Genomic DNA, 18996 nt, shown 5'->3' on the forward strand with positions numbered 1-18996 from the left:
TGGCAGGAGTGCTACAGAGTCGGCAAACGGCAGTGGCTTTCGGTCAACTTGACCGCTCGGTTTCCGCTCCGTATGTTGGGCTTTCCTTCCCCACGGAGCCGTCAGCTGCCCCGCGCACCCCGCTCGTTATTGCCGCCCAACCCACCTTCCGCCACGGCGTCCCTCACCGATCGTCCTCTGCATCGCGTCACGAGGGCGTTCGCGCGCGGCGCCGGGCTCGATCAGGCCATCCCGGCAGCGCTCCGGGTGGTGTGCCGCGAACTGCGGGCCGTGGGGGCAAGCATCTGGATGGAAGACGCTGGCGTGTGGCGGCGTGCCTGGGCCACCGGGCGCGACGGGTTCACGGCCGAGGCCGCGCGAGGCGTCCAGGCCCGGCGGCGACCCGGGGGCGACCCGTATGTCGTGGTGATGCGGGTGGGCGAACGCCCCGTGGGGTTGCTCGTGGTGAAGGTCGGGCGTGATCCCGGCGCGGGAGGGCGCGACTTGTTGGGCGATGTGGCCGGCGTGCTCGCGCCGATCCTCGTTCAGTCGCAGCGTGCGCGCCAGCTCGAGGAGTCCGTGGCCGCCGGCACGCGCGCGATCGAAGCGCAGCGCGCCTTCTTCGAGCGCATCGTCGACGCGCTTCCCGTGGGGCTGTACGTGATCGATCGCGACTACCGCATCCGCGCCTGGAACAGCAAGCGGGAGACCGGCCTGCAGGGCGTGGCGCGCACGGAGGTGTTGGGGCACGCGATCTTCGACGTCCTGCACCGGCAGCCCGCCGATGTCCTCCGCGAGGAGTTCGAGGAGCTGTTCCACACGGGCGCGATCCAGCAGTTCCAGACCGAGTCGAGCGCCACCGGCGAACCGCGCGTGTACCGCCTGACCAAGATCCCGATGCGCGGCGATGGCGGGGAGATTTCCCACGCCATCACGATCGGTGAGGACATCACCGAGTGGAAGCAGGCCGAAGCGCGCATCGCCCAGGCGGAGAAGCTCGCCGCGCTCGGCACGCTCGCCGCTGGCGTGATGCACGAGATCAACAATCCGCTGGCCACGATCGCCGCCGCGTCCGAGTCCCTCGGCCTGCGGGTCAAGGATGGCCGGGTGGCGGGCGACGCGCTGGTGCAGGAGTTGCACACCGTGCTCGGCCTCATCGCCCACGAGGTGCACCGCTGCAGCACGATCGTGAACGGAGTGCTCGATTTCAGCCGGCCCACCCACGCCCATCGCGAACCGGTGGCCGTGAACGACATTGTCCGGCGGACGCTCTTCCTGCTCGGCCACCACGCGCGATTCAAGAACCTGCACGTGGACGTCTCGCTGGCGCCCGACGTGCCGGCCGTCGTCGGCAACGACGAGCAGCTCATCCAGGTGCTGATGGCGCTGCTCCTGAACGCCATGGACGCCATGCACGACCAGGGGACGATCGGATTGCGCACCGGCACGACGCCCAGTGGCGACGCGATGATCGAGATCGAGGACCACGGCGAGGGCATCCGCCGCGCCGACCTGCCGCGCATCTTCGAGCCCTTCTTCACGACCAAACCCGTGGGGCGGGGCACCGGGCTCGGCCTCTCGGTGTGTTATTCCATCGTCTCCGACCACGGAGGACGCCTGGAAGTGAACAGCGCGTTCGGACGCGGCAGCGTGTTTCGCGTGCTGTTGCCGGTGGCCGCAGGGGAAGATCGATGAACCAGGACCCGGGCATTCGCATCCTGATCGCCGAGGACGAAGCCAGACTGGCCGAGATCCTCGCGTCATATCTCAGCGGGCGCGGCCATTCGGTGCGCGTGACGTCCAATGGGCGGCAGGCGCTCGACGCGATCCGCACCGATTCGTTCGACGTTGCGCTGCTCGACATCGTGATGCCCGAGCTGGACGGCCTCGAAGTCATGCGGCAGGTGCGCGAGGACCCGGCGCCGCCGGAGATCATCATCATCACGGGCAACGGCACGATCGACAACGCGATCGCCGCCATGAAACTCGGCGCGTACGATTATATGACGAAACCGTACCGCATGGCCGAGATCGACGTCCTCGTGCAGCGGGCGTGGGAGAAGCGTCAGCTCGCGCGCGAGAACCAGTTCCTGCACCATCGCCTGTCGCGCATCGATGGCGCGCCTATCGTCCAGACGCGCTTCGCCCCCATGCAGGCGGTGCTCGACGTGATCGAGAAGGCCGCGCCGAGCGACGCCCCCGTGCTCATCACCGGGGAGTCGGGTACGGGCAAGGACCTGCTCGCCCGGGTCATCCACCATCTGTCGGGCCGCCTGGGGTCGTTCGTCGATCTCAACTGCGCCATGCTCTCCGACCAGAACCTCGAGACCGAGCTCTTCGGCTACGAACGCGGCGCCTTCGCCGGTGCCGCAGAGAGGAAGATCGGCTTCCTGGAGATGGCCACCAACGGCACGCTCTATATGGACGAGGTGAGCGAGCTGGAGTCGCGGATGCAGGGCCGCCTGCTCCGCGCGCTGGAGCACGGAAGCTACTTCCGTGCCGGCGGCATGCAGCGCGTGGAGATCCACACGCGGCTCGTCACGGCCACGAATCGCAATCTCGAGACGCTGGTGAGCGAAGGCCAGTTCCGCGGCGATCTCTTGTATCGCATCAACACCATCACGGTAGCGCTCCCGCCGCTGCGCGAGCGGACGGTGGACATCCCGCTGCTCGCCGAGCACTTTCTCCAACGGTTCCGGGGCCAGGGCGCGCCCACCCTGGCCAGCGATGCCGTGGAGATGCTGCAGGCGTACGAGTGGCCGGGCAACATCCGGGAGTTGCGCAACGTCATCGAGCGCGCGCTCCTCCTGCATCGCGGTCCGGTGCTCGCTGCCGCCGATCTGCCGATCACGCAGGCCCGGACGGCGCCCGGCCTGCCGGGCAGCCGGGTGTCGCTGGCCGACCTGGAGCGGCGACACATCGAATCGGTGCTCGCCCACATGGGGTGGCACCAGGGGCAGGCGGCCGATGTCCTCGGCATCTCGCCCAAGACGCTCTACCGCAAGATCCGCGAGTACGGCCTGCAACGGCCACGGCGGACCTGACCCATGCGTATTCTCGTCATCGAAGACGACCCGACGGTGGGCCAGCACGTCAAGCGCGGCCTTGAAGAGCAGCGATGGGCGGTGGACCTCGTCCCCGACGGCGAGGAGGGCGAACGCCGCGCCAGTTCCGAGGCCTACGACCTGGTGATTCTCGACATGCGGTTGCCTGGCAAGAGTGGGCTCGAGGTGCTGCAATCGCTGCGCGACCGGGGCTTCACGCGGCCGGTGCTCGTACTCACGGCGCAGGACGCCGTGGACGCCAAGGTCGCCACGTTGCGCGCCGGCGCCGACGACTACGTGACCAAGCCGTTCGCGTTCGAAGAGCTGCTGGCGCGCGTGGAAGCGCTGGCCCGGCGCCCGCGGGCCATCGCCTCGCCCGTCCTCCAGGTGGCCGATCTCGAACTCGATCTCGGCACGCGCGAGGTGCACCGCGGTCGCAAGGTCATCGAACTCACCCCCAAGGAGTTCACGGTTCTCGAATACCTGATGCGTCACCAGGGACGCGTCATGAGCCGCACCCTCATCACCGAGTACGCCTGGGGATACCACTTCGATCCCGGAACGAACATCGTGGACGTGGTGATCAACCACCTGCGCAAGAAGATCGACGCCGGTCGGCAGCAGCGATTGATCACCACCGTGCGCGGGGTCGGTTACATGGTCAAGGCCTGAACGCCGGCCCCGCCGGCCCCCCCGCATGTACAGCACGCGCACGCGGCTGACCACGGCCTACGCGGGCCTGCTGTTCGCGACGATGATCGCGTTCAGCGCGGCCCTCTACTTCGGGCGGCGCCTCGCCGCGAACGACGAGCTGGCGATCCAGGCGCACGCCGAAGCGGACCTCGTGCTGCAGACCATCGTCAACGCGCAGCGAAACGGCCGCGTGCTCACGACCGTGTTGGTCAACCCGCTCACCGGCCCCGTCATCCAGCCCACCAAGGCCATGGCCGAGGAGCTCGACCAGGTGCCCGGCTTCTTCCTGCTCGTCGATCCGCAGGACCGGCTGCTCTACTCGTCCACCACGCTGCAGCTGTTCAGCCACCGCGACCAGGACACGGTGTACACGGTCGGCCGCACGCTCACCGCCAACGGTCCCTCGGCCGTCGTCCCGTTGACCCAGGACACGCTGTTCGAGACGCACCTTCTCGTGGTGGCCGATTCGGATACCGCCACTGGGCCCAACATCTCGCGCATCGTCGCTGGCCTCCCCACCTCGACCGCCGAATTGGCCCCCCAGCTGCTCGTCGGCACGATGCTCCTGCTCGCCCCGGTGGTGTTGCTCATCTCGCTCGCCGCAGCGTATTACCTGGCCGGGCGCGCATTCAAACCGGTGGACCTCCTCATCAATGAAGTCGAGGCGATCACCGACGGTCGCAGCCTCCACCGCCGGCTCCCGACCGAAAACGCCGACGACGAGTTGGGCCGCCTGGCCGAGACGCTCAATCGCATGATCGCGCGCCTCCAGGCCTCGTTCGGCGCCCTGCGCCGGTTTACCGCCGATGCCAGTCACGAACTCAAGACGCCGCTCACCGTGCTCCGCGCCGACGTCGAGCGCGCCATGCACCCCACGACACCACAGGCGGACCGCTTCGTGGCGCTGGAAGAGGCCATCCAGGAGATCACCCGCATGGCTGATCTGGTGGACAGCCTCCTCACGCTGGCCCGCGCCGACGAGGGCCGGTTCGACCTGCACCGCGCGCCCATCCACCTCGAGCCCATCGTGCGCGACGTGACCGAGACGGCCACGATTCTCGGCGAGGACGCCGGCCTCGTCGTCACACTGCCGCTCGTCGAGGACGCGGTGGTGCTCGGCGACGCGGCCCGCCTCCGCCAGTTGTTCCTGAACCTCGTCACCAACGCCATCAAGTACACGCCCCGCGGCGGCAAGGTGGAGATGACGCTGAGTCATCGGAACAACAACGCGGTGGCGTTTGCCGTGCGCGATACCGGGCTCGGGATTTCGGCCGCGGACCTGCCCTACGTGTTCGAGCGGTTCTGGCGCGCCGACCGGGTGCGCTCCCGGGCCACGGAGCGCGGCGGGTTCGGCCTCGGGCTGGCCATCGCGCAGTGGATCGTGCAGGCCCATGGAGGCACGCTCAGCGTGCAGTCGCGCTTGGGGCGGGGAAGCGTATTCACCGTGCTCCTGCCCATGCTCGTCGAAACGGAACCGGCCCCGGAACCCGGCGCCGCCGCCGCTCCAGAGGCATGATGTGGGGGCCATGGCTTTCTAACGGCCGCTTCATCGACTTTTAATCTGAAGACCATTCCGCTCTCCAGATGAGGTCGTAGCTTACCCCGGGCAAGCTCCGAGCAGTCCTCCCCTCAGGCAGGATTCCCGAGCATCATGTTCAACAATCTCATCGAGTCGAAGGCCAAGAAGCAGCGAACCCCCGGGGGCATGGCGCTGAGTGTCGTGATTCACGCCGCGCTCATCGGCGGCGCCGTCTACGGTACGCTCCAGGCCGGCCAGCAGATCGAAAAAGTCCGGGCCGAGAAGGTCGAATTCATGAAGGTCGAGAAGAAGGAGCCGCCGCCGCCCAAGAAGGTCGCGGCGCCGCCTCCCGACGTGGTCGCTGCGCCGCCACCGCCCAAAGGCTTCCAGGTGCTGACGGCCCCGATCAAGATTCCCGACGTCCTTCCCAAGATCGACCTCTCCAAGAGTGTCACCAACGCCGCGGATTTCAGCGGCAAGGGTGTGGCGGGTGGTATCGCCAAGGGCGTCGTCGGCGGCACGCCGATCAATGAAGGCACCACGTTCTTCTCGTTCCAGGTGGAGAAGCAGGTCGAGATGGCGCCCGGCAATCAGCCGCCGCACTACCCCGACGTGCTCCGATCGGCAAATGTCGAAGGCGAGGTCATCGCGTCGTTCGTTGTCGACACCAACGGTCGCGCGGACATGAGCACGTTCAAGGTGATCAAGTCCACCCACGACCTGTTCGTGCAAGCCGTCAAGAACGCGCTCCGTGACTACCGTTTCTACGCTGCCGAGATTGGGGGGCACAAGGTCAAGCAACTCGTCCAGCAGCCCTTCCAGTTCACGCTGAACACTCATTAGTCTCGCTGCGGCCGCCGTCTGGTGGCGGCCGCTCACCCGCATCCTTTCTACCGGAGCTCGTCGAACCATGGATGTCTCACTGCTTGGCCTCTGGCACCAGATGGGCAATTTCGCCAAGGGGATCGTCTTCATCCTGGCGTTCATGTCCATCTACTCGCTCACCGTCATGGTTTCCAAGTGGTGGAACCTGCGGCGCGCGCAGAAGGAAACGATCAAGTTCGCGCCCGAATTCTCGCAGTTCCTCGAGGAGGACAACCTCACCGAGGCCATCAACCTGGCCGAGAGCTACAAGAAATCGCACGTCGCCCTCGTGCTCGGCGGCGCGCTCGGTGAGGTCAAGCCCCTCATCCAGGACGGCTCCGTGACCGTGGCCGACATCAACTCGGCCGAACGCGCCGTGGAGCGCAACATGCTCCTCGAGATCACCAACCTCAAGCGCGGCCTCGCCGTGCTCGCCACCGTGGGCGCCACCGCGCCGTTCGTCGGACTGCTCGGGACGACGATGGGTATCGTGAACGCGTTCACGGGCATGGCCGTCTCCGGGTCCGGCGGTCTGGCCGCCATCGGCGGCGGTATCGCCGAGGCCCTGATCACCACGGCGTTCGGCCTCATCGTCGCCATCCCGGCCGTGTGGGCGTACAACTACTTCACGACCAAGATCGACAATCTGACCGCGGAAATGACGTACGTGTCGAAGGAGATGATCGACTACCTGATCAAGGGCGTGTCGGGCGAGTTCGGCCGTTCCCGGTTCACGCGTGAATTCAACGCGTCCACCAGCGCCGGCGCTCCGATCAAGCAGTAAGCCCGTCCCTTCGAACTAGGAGTCAGGCCCATGGCCTTCTCACCAACCAGTGGGGGCGCGGTTCAGAGCACGCCCAACGTGACGCCGATGATCGACGTCATGCTGGTGCTGCTGATCATCTTCATGGTGGTCACGCCCGCCCTGTTGGCGGGGTTCAACGCAACCCCGCCCGAAGCGCAGAACATCAGGGATCATCCCGAAGACTCGAATTCCGACCACGTGCTCGGGATCGACGTCGACGGCCACTACTACCTCGACAAGAAGCCGATCGAATACACGCAGATCGGGGCGGCGATCAACGCCATCTACACCGCACCCGACCGCGACGACAAGGTGCTCTACATCAAGGCCGACAAGAACCTGGACTACGGCAAGGTGCTCGACCTCATGGACCTCGCGTCCAAGAACGGCGTGGTCGTCATCGCCATGATCGGTGACCAGAAGCCGCACACGGTGTCGACGGTGCCCGGCGACAGTAAGGACGCCCCGCCGCTCCCGCCGGGAGGAGGCAACTAATGGCCATGTCAACGGGCGGGTCGGGCGGTCTCAGCAACGAGATCAACGTGACCCCGATGATCGACGTGCTGCTCGTGCTGCTGATCATCTTCATGGCGGCGCTGCCCACCATGCGGAAAGCAATCGATCTGCAGCTCCCGCAGCCCAATCCGACGGCAGCTCCGGCCAATCCGAATTCCGACCAGATCGTGCTCGAGGTCGGGACGAACGGCTGCTACGCCGTGAACAGCAAGATCATCACGCACGATCAGCTGGCGCAGGAACTGCACGACATCTTCGATCCACGGCCGGACAAGATCATCTTCATCTCGGGCAATCCCAAGGTGAAGGTCCAGGACGTGATCGATGCCATGGACATCGCGCGCGGCGCCGGCGTCAAGGTGATCGGCGTCCCGCCAAAGGATGCGCCGGGACAGGGCACTCCGGGCACGTGTAAGGACTGACGCCACCCTCGTACCAGCACGACCTCACGGCGGCCGATCCGAAATGGGTCGGCCGCTGTGCGTTTGGCCGGCAATGAGCGCTCGGCACCCGCGCTCGCCGGTCGACGAACCCTTTCCGGCCGCCCGGTCGTATTACCATTCAGAGTGAGCGACGCCCAGCGCTCCCGCCACACATCATGACGCCTTCCCGCACCGACCAGACCCCGCCCTCGCATTCCGAGCGGCCGGCCTACCGGCCGCCGGTCGGGCTGCCCGAAGCGCGCGAGAACCGCCGAGCCGGTGCGGTCGTGTCGGTGCTCATCCACCTGCTCGTGATCTATCTGATCCTCGTTCCCTACGTTGCCCACCACCCGATTGCGGAGATTGCCCAGGGGGCGGGCGGCCCGGGGCCCGCCGGAGGCGGAGGAGGGGGCCGCGGGGGCACCGGAGGGCAGACGCGCCGGCAGACCGAGCACCTGGAGTACATCTCAGTGACGCCCGCTCCGGTGCCCCGGGCCGCCACGGTCCAACCCCCGCCCCCCAAACCGAAGCCGGTGGTCGTGCCGCCGGTGCCGAAGCCCGTGGTCATTCCGGAAGCGGTTTCGCCGGTGCCCACGACAGCTGCGCCGGCCGCCAAACCGCTCGACGTCGCATCGACGCTCGGCACAGGTGGCGGTTCGGGACATGATGGGTCGTCGGGGAACGGGCCGGGGCGGGGCGGGGGCACAGGGTCCGGCGTCGGTACCGGCCGCGGTTCGGGCACTGGCCCGGGCACTGGGGGCGGAACGCAGGCCAATTATCCGCCGCAGCCCATTGAGGTCTTCCTGCCACCCTATCCGATTCCCGACGACGTGAAGGGCTTCCATCTGGTGGCGGAATTCGACGTTGACTCCACCGGTCGCGTACTGAACATGGATTTCACGCCGACCCGGGATCGCGGGTACAACCGCCGCCTCACCGATGTGTTGCGCTCGTTCAAGTTCCGGCCCGGGACGACGCCGGACGGGACTCCGGTGCACATGAAGGCGCAGATCGTCGTCGATCTCTATTGAGCACCGGCGGCACCTGATCACAGCCGGCCGAGAACCGAGAGCTGACTGCGGATCGCCGGCGACTCACCGCTTGCCGTTCGGAGACGCTGCGCGCCGTTTCTGGGCCCGCTAACCTATTGTGGGTCCTTGTATTCCATCCTCCCGCACCAGACGTTATAATTCCGCGGCTTCCCGCCTCCCGGCGCGGCCCGATTGCCGGCCGCTCTCCCACATCCATTTGGGATTCGCATGACGAACGTGACCGCCCAGCACGACGAGTCATCGGCGCCCGCGCCCACCGGCTTCGTGAAGGCAATCACGCTTACCGATGCCACGATGCTCGTGGCCGGGGCGATGATCGGGTCGGGTATCTTCATCGTCTCGGCCGACATGGGCCGCTCGGTGGGGTCGCCCGGCTGGCTGCTCATGGCCTGGCTGCTCACGGGGGTCATGACCTGCTTCGGCGCGCTGACTTACGGGGAACTCGCCGCGATGTTCCCCCGAGCGGGCGGACAGTACATCTTTCTGCGCGAATCCATGAGCCCCCTGGTGGGCTTTTTGTACGGATGGACCCTGTTTGCCGTGATTCAGACGGGGACGATCGCCGCCGTGGGCGTGGCGTTCGGCAAGTTCCTCGGCGTGCTCGCCCCCAGCATCTCGCCCGACCGGTTTGGCTGGTTTCCGCAGTTGGACGTGTGCGCGGCCTGGCTGGGATGCTCGGATCCGTCCACGGCCATCCAATTCGGACTCTCTGCCCAGCGGCTCGTCGCGCTCGTGGCGATCGCCGTCCTCACCTGGGTAAATCTGCGCGGCGTGCGCGAGGGGAAGTTCGTCCAGACCTCGCTCACCATCGTGAAGACCGGGGTGCTGATCCTGCTCATGGGCCTCGGCCTCACGATCGGGCGCAATGCCACGGCGCTGGCCGCCAACTTCGGCCACGGGAATTTCTGGGGCCACGTGGACCTCACCGGCGCCTGGGTTGTGGCGTTCGGCGCCGCGTTCGTGGGGTCGCTCTTTTCCAGCGACGCCTGGAACAACGTCACCTTCGCCGCCGCCGAGGTGAAGAATCCCCAGCGCAATCTGCCGCGCGCGCTGATCATGGGGACGGGGCTGGTGACGCTGCTGTACTTCCTGACCAACGTGTCGTATCTGAGTGTGCTGCCCTTCCACGGCGATCCCGCAGGCGCCACCTCGCTTGCCCGCGGGATCACCGCCGCGACGCAGGATCGGGTCGGCACGGCGGCCATGGAGCAGATGTTCGGGTCGGCGGGCGGCACGATGATGGCCATCGGCATTCTGATCTCGACGTTCGGCTGCATGAACGGGCTCATCCTGGCCGGGGCCCGCGTGTACTACGCGATGTCGCGCGATGGGCTGTTCTTCAGAGCGGCGGGCACGCTGAGCGGCCGCGGTGTGCCGGCGGTGGGCCTGGTGCTGCAGAGCGTCTGGACGGCCGCCCTCTGCCTGAGTGGTACGTACGGGCAGCTGCTCAACTACGTGATCTTTGCGAACCTCGTGTTCTACGTGCTGACCACGGCGGGTCTGTTCATCCTCCGGGCCAAGCGGCCCGACGCCGAGCGTCCGTACCGGGTACTGGGATATCCGTTCGTCCCGGGACTGTACCTCGCCATGGCGGCGGGGGTTATGATTCTAATTCTGATGTCGCCGCAATCCCGGACCGAGGCGGTTTCCGGCCTGGTGATCGTCGCCGTCGGCGTCCCTGTGTATTTCCTCTGGCGCGCGGTGGAGAAGCCTGCCGCATGACTGCCGTGCCCTATGTCCGGCCGCAGCGTTTCGCCGCGGCCGGCCTCTGCCCGTCAACTTGGAGAACGACAACGATGCATCGGATGGACACCGTATTTCGCCGTGCCCTACCCCTGCTGATGGCGCTGCTGCTGGCCGTGGTCGCGGGAAGTCTCGCCGCGCCGGCCGCGCACGCCCAGACGCCGGGCGCCGCTGTGGCGGCGCCCCCCACCGCCGTCGTTGCCGCGCCGCCGGCGGCTGCCGTCGCAACGCCGGCTCCGCAGGAGGCCGGTGGCGAGGCCAACCTCAAGGTTCCCGACCTGTCGACCGTGAATTTCCTGGGCACGCCCGGCCACAAGCTGCTGATGTACGGGCTGATCGTCTGCGCCTTTGGCTTCGTGTTCGGCATCACGATCTTCAACCAGCTCAAGCGGCTTCCCGTGCACGAGTCGATGCGCGAGGTGTCGGAGCTGATCTACGAGACGTGCAAGACCTACCTGATCACGCAGGGCAAGTTCCTGATGATTCTGGAAGTCTTCATCGGGCTCGTCATGATCCTGTACTTCGGCGTGCTGCAGCATATGGAGCCGCTGCGCGTGGCGATCATTCTCGCCTTCAGCGTGCTCGGCATTGCCGGCAGCTATGGCGTGGCGTGGTTCGGTATCCGGGTGAACACGTTCGCCAACTCGCGCACGGCGTTCGCCTCGCTCAAGGGCAAGCCGTACCCGTGCTATTCCATTCCGCTCCGCGCGGGCATGAGCATCGGCATGCTGCTCATCAGCGTCGAACTGACGATGATGCTATTCATCCTGCTGTTCGTGCCCGGCGACTACGCGGGGCCGTGTTTCATCGGCTTCGCGATCGGTGAGTCGCTGGGCGCCTCGGCGCTCCGCATCGCCGGCGGCATCTTCACGAAGATCGCGGATATCGGCTCCGACCTCATGAAGATCGTCTTCAACATCAAGGAAGACGACGCGCGCAATCCCGGCGTGATCGCCGACTGCACGGGCGACAACGCCGGCGACTCGGTGGGCCCGAGCGCCGACGGCTTCGAGACGTACGGCGTGACCGGCGTCGCGCTCATCACGTTCATCCTGCTCGCGGTCAAGGATCCGACCGTCAAGATCCAGCTCCTCGTGTGGATCTTCGTGATGCGCATCGTCATGATCATCGCCAGCGGCATCTCGTATCTCGTCAACGAATCGTTCGCCAGGGCCAAGTACCAGCATGCCGACGACATGAACTACGAGGCGCCACTCACGTCGCTGGTGTGGCTCACGTCGATCATCTCGGTGGCCCTCACGTTCCTCGTGTCGTACCTCGTGATTCCCGACCTGAGCGGCAACCCCACTTTCTGGTGGAAACTGTCGGCGGTCATCACCTGCGGCACGCTCGCGGGCGCGATCATCCCCGAGTTCGTGAAGGTGTTCACGTCGGTCAGTTCCAAGCACGTGGCCGAAGTGGTGGAATCGTCCAAACAGGGTGGGGCGTCGCTCAACATCCTGTCCGGCCTCGTGGCCGGCAACTTCAGCGCGTTCTGGATGGGCATCACCATGGTCGCCCTCATGGGCGCGGGCTACATGGTCAGCCTCCACGGCTTCGACATGCTGATGCTGGCGCCGGCGGTGTTCGCCTTCGGCCTCGTCGCGTTCGGCTTCCTAGGCATGGGGCCGGTGACCATCGCCGTCGACTCCTACGGTCCGGTCACCGACAACGCGCAGTCGGTGTTCGAACTCTCGACCATCGAGCAGATCCCCAACATCGCCGCCGATCTCAAGAGCCAGTACGGGTTCGACGTGAACTTCGAGCGTGCCAAGCACCTGCTCGAGGAGAACGACGGCGCGGGTAACACCTTCAAGGCCACGGCAAAGCCGGTGCTCATCGGCACCGCGGTGGTCGGCGCCACGACGATGATCTTCTCGATCATCGTGGCGCTCACGGCCGGCCTCACGCAGAACCTCGACAAGCTGTCGATGCTGCATCCCCCGTTCCTGCTCGGTCTGATCACGGGCGGGGCCATCATCTACTGGTTCACGGGCGCGTCGATCCAGGCCGTGACCACCGGCGCCTACCGCGCGGTGGAATACATCAAGGCCAACATCAATCTCGAGAGCACCGAGAAGGCGTCGGTCAAGGACAGCAAGGCCGTGGTGGAGATCTGCACGAAGTACGCCCAGAAGGGCATGTGGAACATCTTCCTCGCCGTGTTCTTCGCCACGCTCGCCTTCGCATTCGTGGAGCCGTACTACTTCATCGGCTATCTGATCTCGATCGCGGTGTTCGGGCTGTATCAGGCCATCTTCATGGCCAACGCCGGCGGCGCCTGGGACAACGCAAAGAAGATCGTCGAGGTGACCCTCAAGCAGAAAGGCACGGAGCTGCACGCGGCGACGGTGGTCGGCGACACGGTGGGCGATCCGTTCAAGGACACCTCGTCGGTGGCGCTCAATCCGATCATCAAGTTCACGACGCTCTTCGGCCTCCTGGCCGTGGAGCTCGCGGTGTCGATGACGGCCCAGCGCGGCGCGATGTTCACCCGTGGATTCGCCGCGGCCTTCTTCCTGGTCGCCCTCGTCTTCATCTGGCGCTCCTTCTACCGCATGCGCATCGAGGTGGAGCCGGCGTGATGTACGCCGGTTCGCCGCGGCGCCGGAGGCGACCCTCGGTATGAATTCGCTGTTCGCGAGGAAGTCGGTCGCCGATTTCGAGGCCGACGTCGCCGAGCACGGCGGGCTCAAGCGCTCGCTCGGCAAATGGCATCTGACGGCGCTCGGCGTCGGCGCCACGATCGGCGCCGGCATCTTCGCGACCACGGGCACGGCGATCGTCGGCGACTCCCTCCGTCCCGGCGCCGGCCCGGCCATCATCTTCTCATTCATCCTCACCGCCGTGGCCTGCGGCTTCGCGGCGCTGTGCTACGCCGAGTTCGCGGCCATGGTGCCGGTATCCGGCTCGGCGTACACGTACGCGTACGCGTCGATCGGCGAGTTCGTGGCCTGGATCATCGGCTGGGACCTGATCATCGAGTACGCGGTGGGCAACATCGGCGTGGCCATCGGCTGGTCCGGGTACTTCCGCGAACTGGTGGGCCATTTCGGGATCAACCTCCCGGCCTGGACGGCCACCGACTACCGGTCGGCGCACGACGCGTTCAATCAACTGACCTCGGCAGGCGCGTCCGGCGTGGACGCCACCACGAAATACCTCGCCTCTGCATGGACGGCGGCGCCGCACCCGTTCGGCATTCCGGTGATCGTCAACCTCCCGGCCGTGCTCGTGGTGGCCCTGATCACGGTGATTCTCGTGATCGGCATCAAGGAATCGGCCGACGCCAACAACGCGATGGTGCTGCTCAAGGTGGCGATCATCCTGTTCTTCATCGGCGTCGGCATCTTCCTCATCCACCCGCACAATTGGACCAACCCGGCCACCGGCGGATTCAATCCCAACGGCGTCAAGGGTATCAGCGCCGCGGCGGCGATCATCTTCTTCAGCTATATCGGCTTCGACGCCGTGTCCACGGCCGCTGAAGAGACCAGGGATCCGCCCAAGGACATGCCGTTCGGCATCATCATGAGCCTCGTCATCTGCACGGTGCTCTACATCGCCATCTCGATCGTCATGACGGGCATGGCGCCGTGGAAGACGCTCGGGACGGCGGAGCCGATGATCACGGCGCTCCAGTTCGCCCAGGGCCCGGCGGCCCTCATCAACGCGTCGCGGTTCATCGTGTCACTCGGCGCCGTCATCGCCATGGGGAGCGTGCTGCTCGTCTTCCAACTCGGCCAGCCGCGCATCTTCTTTTCGATGTCGCGCGACGGATTGCTGCCGCCAGTGCTGGCCAAGGTTCACCCGAAGTACAAGACGCCGTACGTGGGCACGATCCTCACCGGCATCTTCGTGGCCGCCTTCGCCGCCTTCGCCAATATCGCGGAAGTGGTGGACCTCACCAACATCGGGACGCTCTTCGCGTTCGTGCTCGTGTCGGCCGGCGTGATCTTCCTGCGCCGCCTCGAGCCAGACCGCTACCGGCCGTTCCGCGTGCCTTGGGTGCCCCTCACTCCGCTCATTTCGATCGTCGCCTGCTTCTACCTGATGTGGCAGCTGCCGACGATCACCTGGATCAGGTTCGGGGTCTGGTTGGTGATCGGACTCGTCCTCTACTTCACCTACGGCTACACCCACTCCACGCTGCGCCTCCGCGAAGCGGCGCGGGGCGACCGGGCGTGACGGATGGCGCGGGGCAGGGGCCGACGCCGCTGGGCGGGCATCGCCCCGGCGGTGTTCCGACGGCGCCGCCCGCGCGCCGCAGCTTCCTCCGCCGCATCAGCCTTTCGCAGTGGATCCTCATCTCGATGGTCGTCGGCATTTTCATCGGATGGGCGTATCCCGAGAGCGCCAGGGCGCAGCACGGGTGGGCGGCCCCCGATCTCAAGATCTGGGCGACGCTCTTTCTTCGCATGATCAAGTCGCTCATCGTGCCCCTCATCTTCGGCACGCTGGTGGTCGGCATTGCCGGCCATGGCGACGATATGAAACGCGTGGGCAAGCTCGCCCTCCGGTCGATCATCTACTTCGAGGTCGTGACCACGCTGGCGCTCGTGGTGGGGCTCGCCGTGGTCAACATCGTGAAGCCGGGATCCGGCGTGCGGTTGGGCGCTCCCGACGCTGCGGCCGAGAGCGCGCTGACGGGCACGCACGCCACGTTCAGCAACGTCCTCGTGCACACCGTGCCGCAGAGTTTCTTCGAGGCCGCCGCCAACAACGAAGTACTGCAGATCGTCTTCTTCGCGATCATCTTCGCCGTGGCGCTCTCCCAGGTGCCGTCGGGCGGCGCCAAGAGCGCCATGCTCGCGTTCTGCGACGGGCTCTCCCAGGTGATGTTCAAATTCACGGGCATCGTGATGAAATTCGCGCCCATCGGTATCGGCGCGGCGATCGCGGTGACCGTGGGGACGAGCGGCATGGACGTGCTGCGCCAACTGGCCGTGCTCGTGCTCTCGCTGTACGCGGCGCTGATCATCTTCGCCGTTGCCGTGCTCCTGCCCGTGGCCCTGGTGTTCAAGGTGCCGATCAGGCGGTTCGTCGCCGCGGTCAAGGAACCGTGGCTCATCGCGTTCACCACCGCCTCGTCCGAGGCCGCGCTGCCGCTGGCCATGGAGCGCATGGAGGAGATGGGGGTGCCGCGCCGCATCGTGGCGTTCGTGATCCCCACCGGCTACTCGTTCAATCTCGACGGCACCACGCTGTATCTGGCGCTCGCCTCGGTGTTCGTGGCCCAGGCCGCCGGGGTGCACATGACGGTGGGCACGCAGATCGTCATGATGCTCACGCTGATGCTCACCAGCAAAGGCGTGGCCGGTGTGCCGCGCGCCGCGCTCGTGATCCTCTCCGGGGCACTGACCCAGTTCAACCTGCCGCTCGAGGGTGTGGCCATCCTGCTCGGCGTGGACGCATTCATGGACATGGCGCGCACGTCCATCAACGTGCTGGGCAATTGCCTGGCGTCGGCGGTGATGGCGCGCGTCGAGGGGGAACTGCCGGCCGCGGGAACGGAGCGGCGCGCGGCCTAGCTACACCGCGTTGCCCAGGAAGTGCATCGCCGACCGCACCGCCCCCCGCGCTCCCACCACTTCGTCCAGGCGCACCTGCGCCCCGGGCACCGCGTGCTTCAGACGGTGGGTCAGTCGCTTGCGCAGCGGCATCCGCGCGCCGAGCAATCCGCCGGTGAGAGCGATCGGCACGGCGGCCCGCTCGTCGGTGAACAGTTGCCGGGCCAGGGCGCGCGCATGGAGCGCCAGTTCTTCCGTGGCGATGTCGAGCAGCGCATTGGCCCGGAGGTCGCCGGTGTCGGCCACCTGGAACACCACGGGCGCCAGGGTGGCCAGCCTGGCCGGCGACGCATCGGCGCCCCAGCTGATCAGGTCGGTGACGTCGGGCGACTCGGTGGCCGTGAGAATGGCGCCGGTGAGCGCCGTCTCCGGCTCGCGGCCGTCGCTCGCCGCAGCCACGATGGAGAGCGCGCGCCGCCCGATCCAGGCGCCACCGCCTTCGTCGCCGAAGTCGGGGCCCCAGCCGCCGCACCGCGCCGTGGCTCCCGTAGGGCCGCGCCCGAGAGCCACCGAGCCTGTGCCGGCGAGCAGGAGAATGCCCGGGCCGTGCGGGAACGCGTCGTCGAACGCCACCGCGACATCGGTATGGATCACGACCTCGTCGGCGATCTGGCGCGCCGTGAGCGCCTCCCAGAGTTCGAGCCGCAGCGCCTCGCGCCCCGTGCCGGCAACCCCCGCGCACACGACGCGCGGCGTTTCGTCAATGCCGGCCTGGGCCAGCGCACTGCGCACCACGGCCGCAATGGCATCAGCGCTCGCGTCCACGCCCCCCGAGCGTACGGCGCTCGCGACGCCCGTCACTTCCACGATGGCGTGGCCCTGCTCGTCCGCCAGCAGCGCGGTCGTCTTGCTGCCCCCGCCGTCGATGCCGATTACGTATGCCGTCATGTCATACCCGCGCCGCTCGCGGGCCGGGGCGCGTGAGCGACGAAAGAGTTCCGGTGAGCAGGGTGATGGTCGTGCCGATCAGCACGTACCACGGCCACGCGATCGCCCCCAGCGGGCCGAGCATCGCAGCGAGGGAAGGATACGCACTGGCCAGTGGTTTCGCGAACACCACCACCGCCATCGCCGTGATCCCCACCGACATGCCGAGGATCGCGTCGCGCTGGGCGGCCCGGGGAACGAACAGCGCCAGGAAGAAACCTCCCAGCAGGCCGCCGTATGTGAACGATGCGATCGAAAGGGCGATCACGACCACCGGCGTTCCCTGCTGGCGAAAAGCCAACGCGCCCGCCGTCAGCACTACGCCCCAGAACAGCGCGAACAGCTTGCCCACGCGCAACGTGCCGGGGTCGGATGCCGAGTGGCCGGTGAGCGGCAGGTAGATGTCGTGCGTGGCCGAGGCGGCCAGCGCATTGATCGCGGCCGAGTGCGTGCTCATCGTGGCCGCGACGATCGCCGCCACCACCAGTCCTAATAGCCCCGGCGGCATGGCCTGGATGATGAACGTCGGGAACACGTCGTCGGGGGTGGAGAAGGGGCGGCCGGCGAAGTGGGCCCAGAGACCCACGCCGATGATGAGGAAGAGAGCCATCTGCGCGATCACCACCACTCCACTGCCGATCACCGCCTTCTGCGCGTCGCGCAGCGAACGGGCCGAGAGCAACCGCTGCACGATCAACTGGTCGGCGCCGTGCGACGCCATGGACAGGAATCCGCCGCCGAGCAATCCGGCCAGCATGGTGTACGGCCGGTCGAATCCCGTATACCAGTCGATCATGTGCAGCTTGCCTGCCGCGCCCGCCGAGTGCCAGATGGCCGGCCATCCCCCCGGCGCGGCGCGCCCGAGCAGCACGAGCGCCACCAGCCCGCCGAACACGTAGATGCCCGCCTGGATCAGCTCCGTCCACACCACGGCGCGCATGCCGCCCTTGTACGTGTACAGCACGGTGAGCGCGCCGAGGACGAGGATCGCTGCCGGCATCATGTACCGCGGTGGCACCGCGCCCGTGCCGCTGAGGATCATCGCCACGGGAATCGCCGTCGCGAATACGCGCACCGAGTCGGCCATGGCGCGCGTGCCCATGAACACCACCGACGTGAAGCGCCGGGTGGCCAGGCCGAAGCGCTGTTCGAGCATCGCATAGGCGGTGACGATCTCGCCCTGGTAGTAGCGGGGCAGCAGGGTGAAGGCCAGCGCGATGCGCCCCAGCAGGTAGCCGGCCACCACTTGCAGGAACCCCAGATTGCCGATGTACGCCAATCCGGGAACGCTGATGAACGTGAGGGCGCTGGTCTCGGTGGCGACCACCGAGAACATGACGGCCGGCCACGGGATGTCGCGGCCGGCCACGAAATAGTCCTTGGCGCTCTTCTGGCGGCGTCCGAGCCAGATGCCGAACGCCGTCGTCCCCGCGAGATATGCGACGAGGACGACGGCGTCGAGAAGGGTAAAACCGCGACTCAAGCGGTGAACGAGCTACCGCATCCGCACCCGCCAGTCGCGTTCGGATTCTTGAATGTGAAACCGGAGCCCTGCATCGACGACACGTAGTCGATGGTCACCCCGTTGAGGTACTGCGCCGAGAATGGATCGACCAGCACGCGCCAGCCGCCCTGGTCCACCACGAAATCGTCGTCCGCCGCCGCGTCCTCGATGAGCAGGCCGTACTTGAACCCGCTGCACCCGCCCGGCTGTACGCTCACGCGAAGGCCGCCCACCGTGGGATCGACGCCTTCCTGATCCATGAACTTCTTGACCTCGGTGCTGGCGACGTCGGTGACGACCACCATCACGTCGGGTTGCTGTGCCGTGCTCATCGAATCCTCCAAGTCGTTGGGTGGCA

The 18996-nt window shown here is 66.9% G+C and carries 16 protein-coding genes; 13 read left to right on the forward strand and 3 right to left on the reverse strand.

All coding sequences use genetic code 11. The annotated features are described in order from the left end of the window. Positions 1-129: 129 nt before the first annotated feature. The 13 genes from VNF92_02305 (at position 130) to VNF92_02365 (ending at position 16168) form a co-directional block, all read left to right on the forward strand. Positions 130-1674 carry an ATP-binding protein gene (locus tag VNF92_02305; GenBank protein HVA56695.1) on the forward strand — a complete coding sequence of 515 codons (1545 nt, stop codon included), beginning with the start codon at positions 130-132 and terminating at the stop codon, positions 1672-1674. After that, positions 1671-3023, forward strand: coding sequence for a sigma-54 dependent transcriptional regulator (locus tag VNF92_02310; GenBank protein ID HVA56696.1), 1353 nt, complete (start codon positions 1671-1673; stop codon positions 3021-3023). Before VNF92_02305 ends, VNF92_02310 begins: the two co-directional genes overlap by 4 nt. Positions 3024-3026: 3 nt before the next feature. Beyond that, positions 3027-3695, forward strand: a complete 669-nt coding sequence (locus tag VNF92_02315) for a response regulator transcription factor (protein HVA56697.1) — start codon at positions 3027-3029, stop codon at positions 3693-3695. Between the two features lie 25 nt (positions 3696-3720). Continuing rightward, positions 3721-5232 (forward strand): HAMP domain-containing sensor histidine kinase, encoded by a 1512-nt coding sequence (locus VNF92_02320; GenBank protein HVA56698.1) that lies wholly within the window; start codon positions 3721-3723, stop codon positions 5230-5232. Between the two features lie 135 nt (positions 5233-5367). Next, positions 5368-6078, forward strand: a complete 711-nt coding sequence (locus VNF92_02325) for an energy transducer TonB (GenBank protein ID HVA56699.1) — start codon at positions 5368-5370, stop codon at positions 6076-6078. A 67-nt stretch (positions 6079-6145) separates the two neighbouring features. Further along, the gene (locus VNF92_02330) at positions 6146-6883 is read left to right on the forward strand and encodes a MotA/TolQ/ExbB proton channel family protein (protein ID HVA56700.1); all 738 of its coding nucleotides are present in this window, start codon (positions 6146-6148) and stop codon (positions 6881-6883) included. Between the two features lie 30 nt (positions 6884-6913). Beyond that, positions 6914-7399, forward strand: coding sequence for a biopolymer transporter ExbD (locus VNF92_02335; protein HVA56701.1), 486 nt, complete (start codon positions 6914-6916; stop codon positions 7397-7399). After that, entirely contained in the window at positions 7399-7842 is a 444-nt protein-coding gene (locus VNF92_02340; GenBank protein ID HVA56702.1) for a biopolymer transporter ExbD, read from the forward strand. Before VNF92_02335 ends, VNF92_02340 begins: the two co-directional genes overlap by 1 nt. Before the next feature lie 176 nt (positions 7843-8018). After that, positions 8019-8873 (forward strand): hypothetical protein, encoded by an 855-nt coding sequence (locus VNF92_02345; GenBank protein ID HVA56703.1) that lies wholly within the window; start codon positions 8019-8021, stop codon positions 8871-8873. A 228-nt stretch (positions 8874-9101) separates the two neighbouring features. Further along, positions 9102-10616, forward strand: coding sequence for an amino acid permease (locus tag VNF92_02350; GenBank protein HVA56704.1), 1515 nt, complete (start codon positions 9102-9104; stop codon positions 10614-10616). 74 nt (positions 10617-10690) lie between these two features. Beyond that, positions 10691-13222, forward strand: coding sequence for a sodium-translocating pyrophosphatase (locus VNF92_02355; protein ID HVA56705.1), 2532 nt, complete (start codon positions 10691-10693; stop codon positions 13220-13222). Between the two features lie 40 nt (positions 13223-13262). Continuing rightward, entirely contained in the window at positions 13263-14825 is a 1563-nt protein-coding gene (locus VNF92_02360) for an amino acid permease (GenBank protein HVA56706.1), read from the forward strand. Next, on the forward strand, positions 14822-16168 hold the full coding sequence (locus VNF92_02365; GenBank protein HVA56707.1) for a dicarboxylate/amino acid:cation symporter: 1347 nt from the start codon (positions 14822-14824) through the stop codon (positions 16166-16168). The genes VNF92_02360 and VNF92_02365 overlap by 4 nt, the downstream gene beginning before the upstream one ends. Here the strand turns inward: VNF92_02365 and VNF92_02370 are convergent, their stop codons facing one another. Genes VNF92_02370 through VNF92_02380 form a run of 3 tightly spaced genes read right to left on the reverse strand, consistent with a single transcriptional unit; the run spans position 16169 to position 18970 of the window. Then, the gene (locus VNF92_02370) at positions 16169-17095 is read right to left on the reverse strand and encodes a BadF/BadG/BcrA/BcrD ATPase family protein (GenBank protein ID HVA56708.1); all 927 of its coding nucleotides are present in this window, start codon (positions 17093-17095) and stop codon (positions 16169-16171) included. Between the two features lies 1 nt (position 17096). Beyond that, a complete protein-coding gene (locus VNF92_02375; protein HVA56709.1) occupies positions 17097-18617 on the reverse strand; it encodes a sodium:solute symporter in 1521 nt (506 codons plus the stop codon). Continuing rightward, a complete protein-coding gene (locus VNF92_02380) occupies positions 18614-18970 on the reverse strand; it encodes an iron-sulfur cluster assembly accessory protein (protein ID HVA56710.1) in 357 nt (118 codons plus the stop codon). The genes VNF92_02375 and VNF92_02380 overlap by 4 nt, the downstream gene beginning before the upstream one ends. Between the last annotated feature and the right edge of the window lie 26 nt (positions 18971-18996).

It is taken from the genome of Gemmatimonadaceae bacterium (genome assembly GCA_035533015.1).
Lineage (GTDB): Bacteria > Gemmatimonadota > Gemmatimonadetes > Gemmatimonadales > Gemmatimonadaceae > JAGWRI01.

What these genes read in the sequence shown, in the direction of transcription:
- VNF92_02350 (HVA56704.1), top strand. Translation starts at nt 9,102, where the DNA reads ATGACGAACGTGACCGCCCAGCACGACGAGTCATCGGCGCCCGCGCCC.
- VNF92_02320 (HVA56698.1), top strand. Translation starts at nt 3,721, where the DNA reads ATGTACAGCACGCGCACGCGGCTGACCACGGCCTACGCGGGCCTGCTG.
- VNF92_02325 (HVA56699.1), top strand. Translation starts at nt 5,368, where the DNA reads ATGTTCAACAATCTCATCGAGTCGAAGGCCAAGAAGCAGCGAACCCCC.
- VNF92_02315 (HVA56697.1), top strand. Translation starts at nt 3,027, where the DNA reads ATGCGTATTCTCGTCATCGAAGACGACCCGACGGTGGGCCAGCACGTC.
- VNF92_02310 (HVA56696.1), top strand. Translation starts at nt 1,671, where the DNA reads ATGAACCAGGACCCGGGCATTCGCATCCTGATCGCCGAGGACGAAGCC.
- VNF92_02335 (HVA56701.1), top strand. Translation starts at nt 6,914, where the DNA reads ATGGCCTTCTCACCAACCAGTGGGGGCGCGGTTCAGAGCACGCCCAAC.
- VNF92_02355 (HVA56705.1), top strand. Translation starts at nt 10,691, where the DNA reads ATGCATCGGATGGACACCGTATTTCGCCGTGCCCTACCCCTGCTGATG.
- VNF92_02340 (HVA56702.1), top strand. Translation starts at nt 7,399, where the DNA reads ATGGCCATGTCAACGGGCGGGTCGGGCGGTCTCAGCAACGAGATCAAC.
- VNF92_02380 (HVA56710.1), bottom strand. Translation starts at nt 18,970, where the DNA reads ATGAGCACGGCACAGCAACCCGACGTGATGGTGGTCGTCACCGACGTC.
- VNF92_02370 (HVA56708.1), bottom strand. Translation starts at nt 17,095, where the DNA reads ATGACGGCATACGTAATCGGCATCGACGGCGGGGGCAGCAAGACGACC.
- VNF92_02360 (HVA56706.1), top strand. Translation starts at nt 13,263, where the DNA reads ATGAATTCGCTGTTCGCGAGGAAGTCGGTCGCCGATTTCGAGGCCGAC.
- VNF92_02345 (HVA56703.1), top strand. Translation starts at nt 8,019, where the DNA reads ATGACGCCTTCCCGCACCGACCAGACCCCGCCCTCGCATTCCGAGCGG.
- VNF92_02330 (HVA56700.1), top strand. Translation starts at nt 6,146, where the DNA reads ATGGATGTCTCACTGCTTGGCCTCTGGCACCAGATGGGCAATTTCGCC.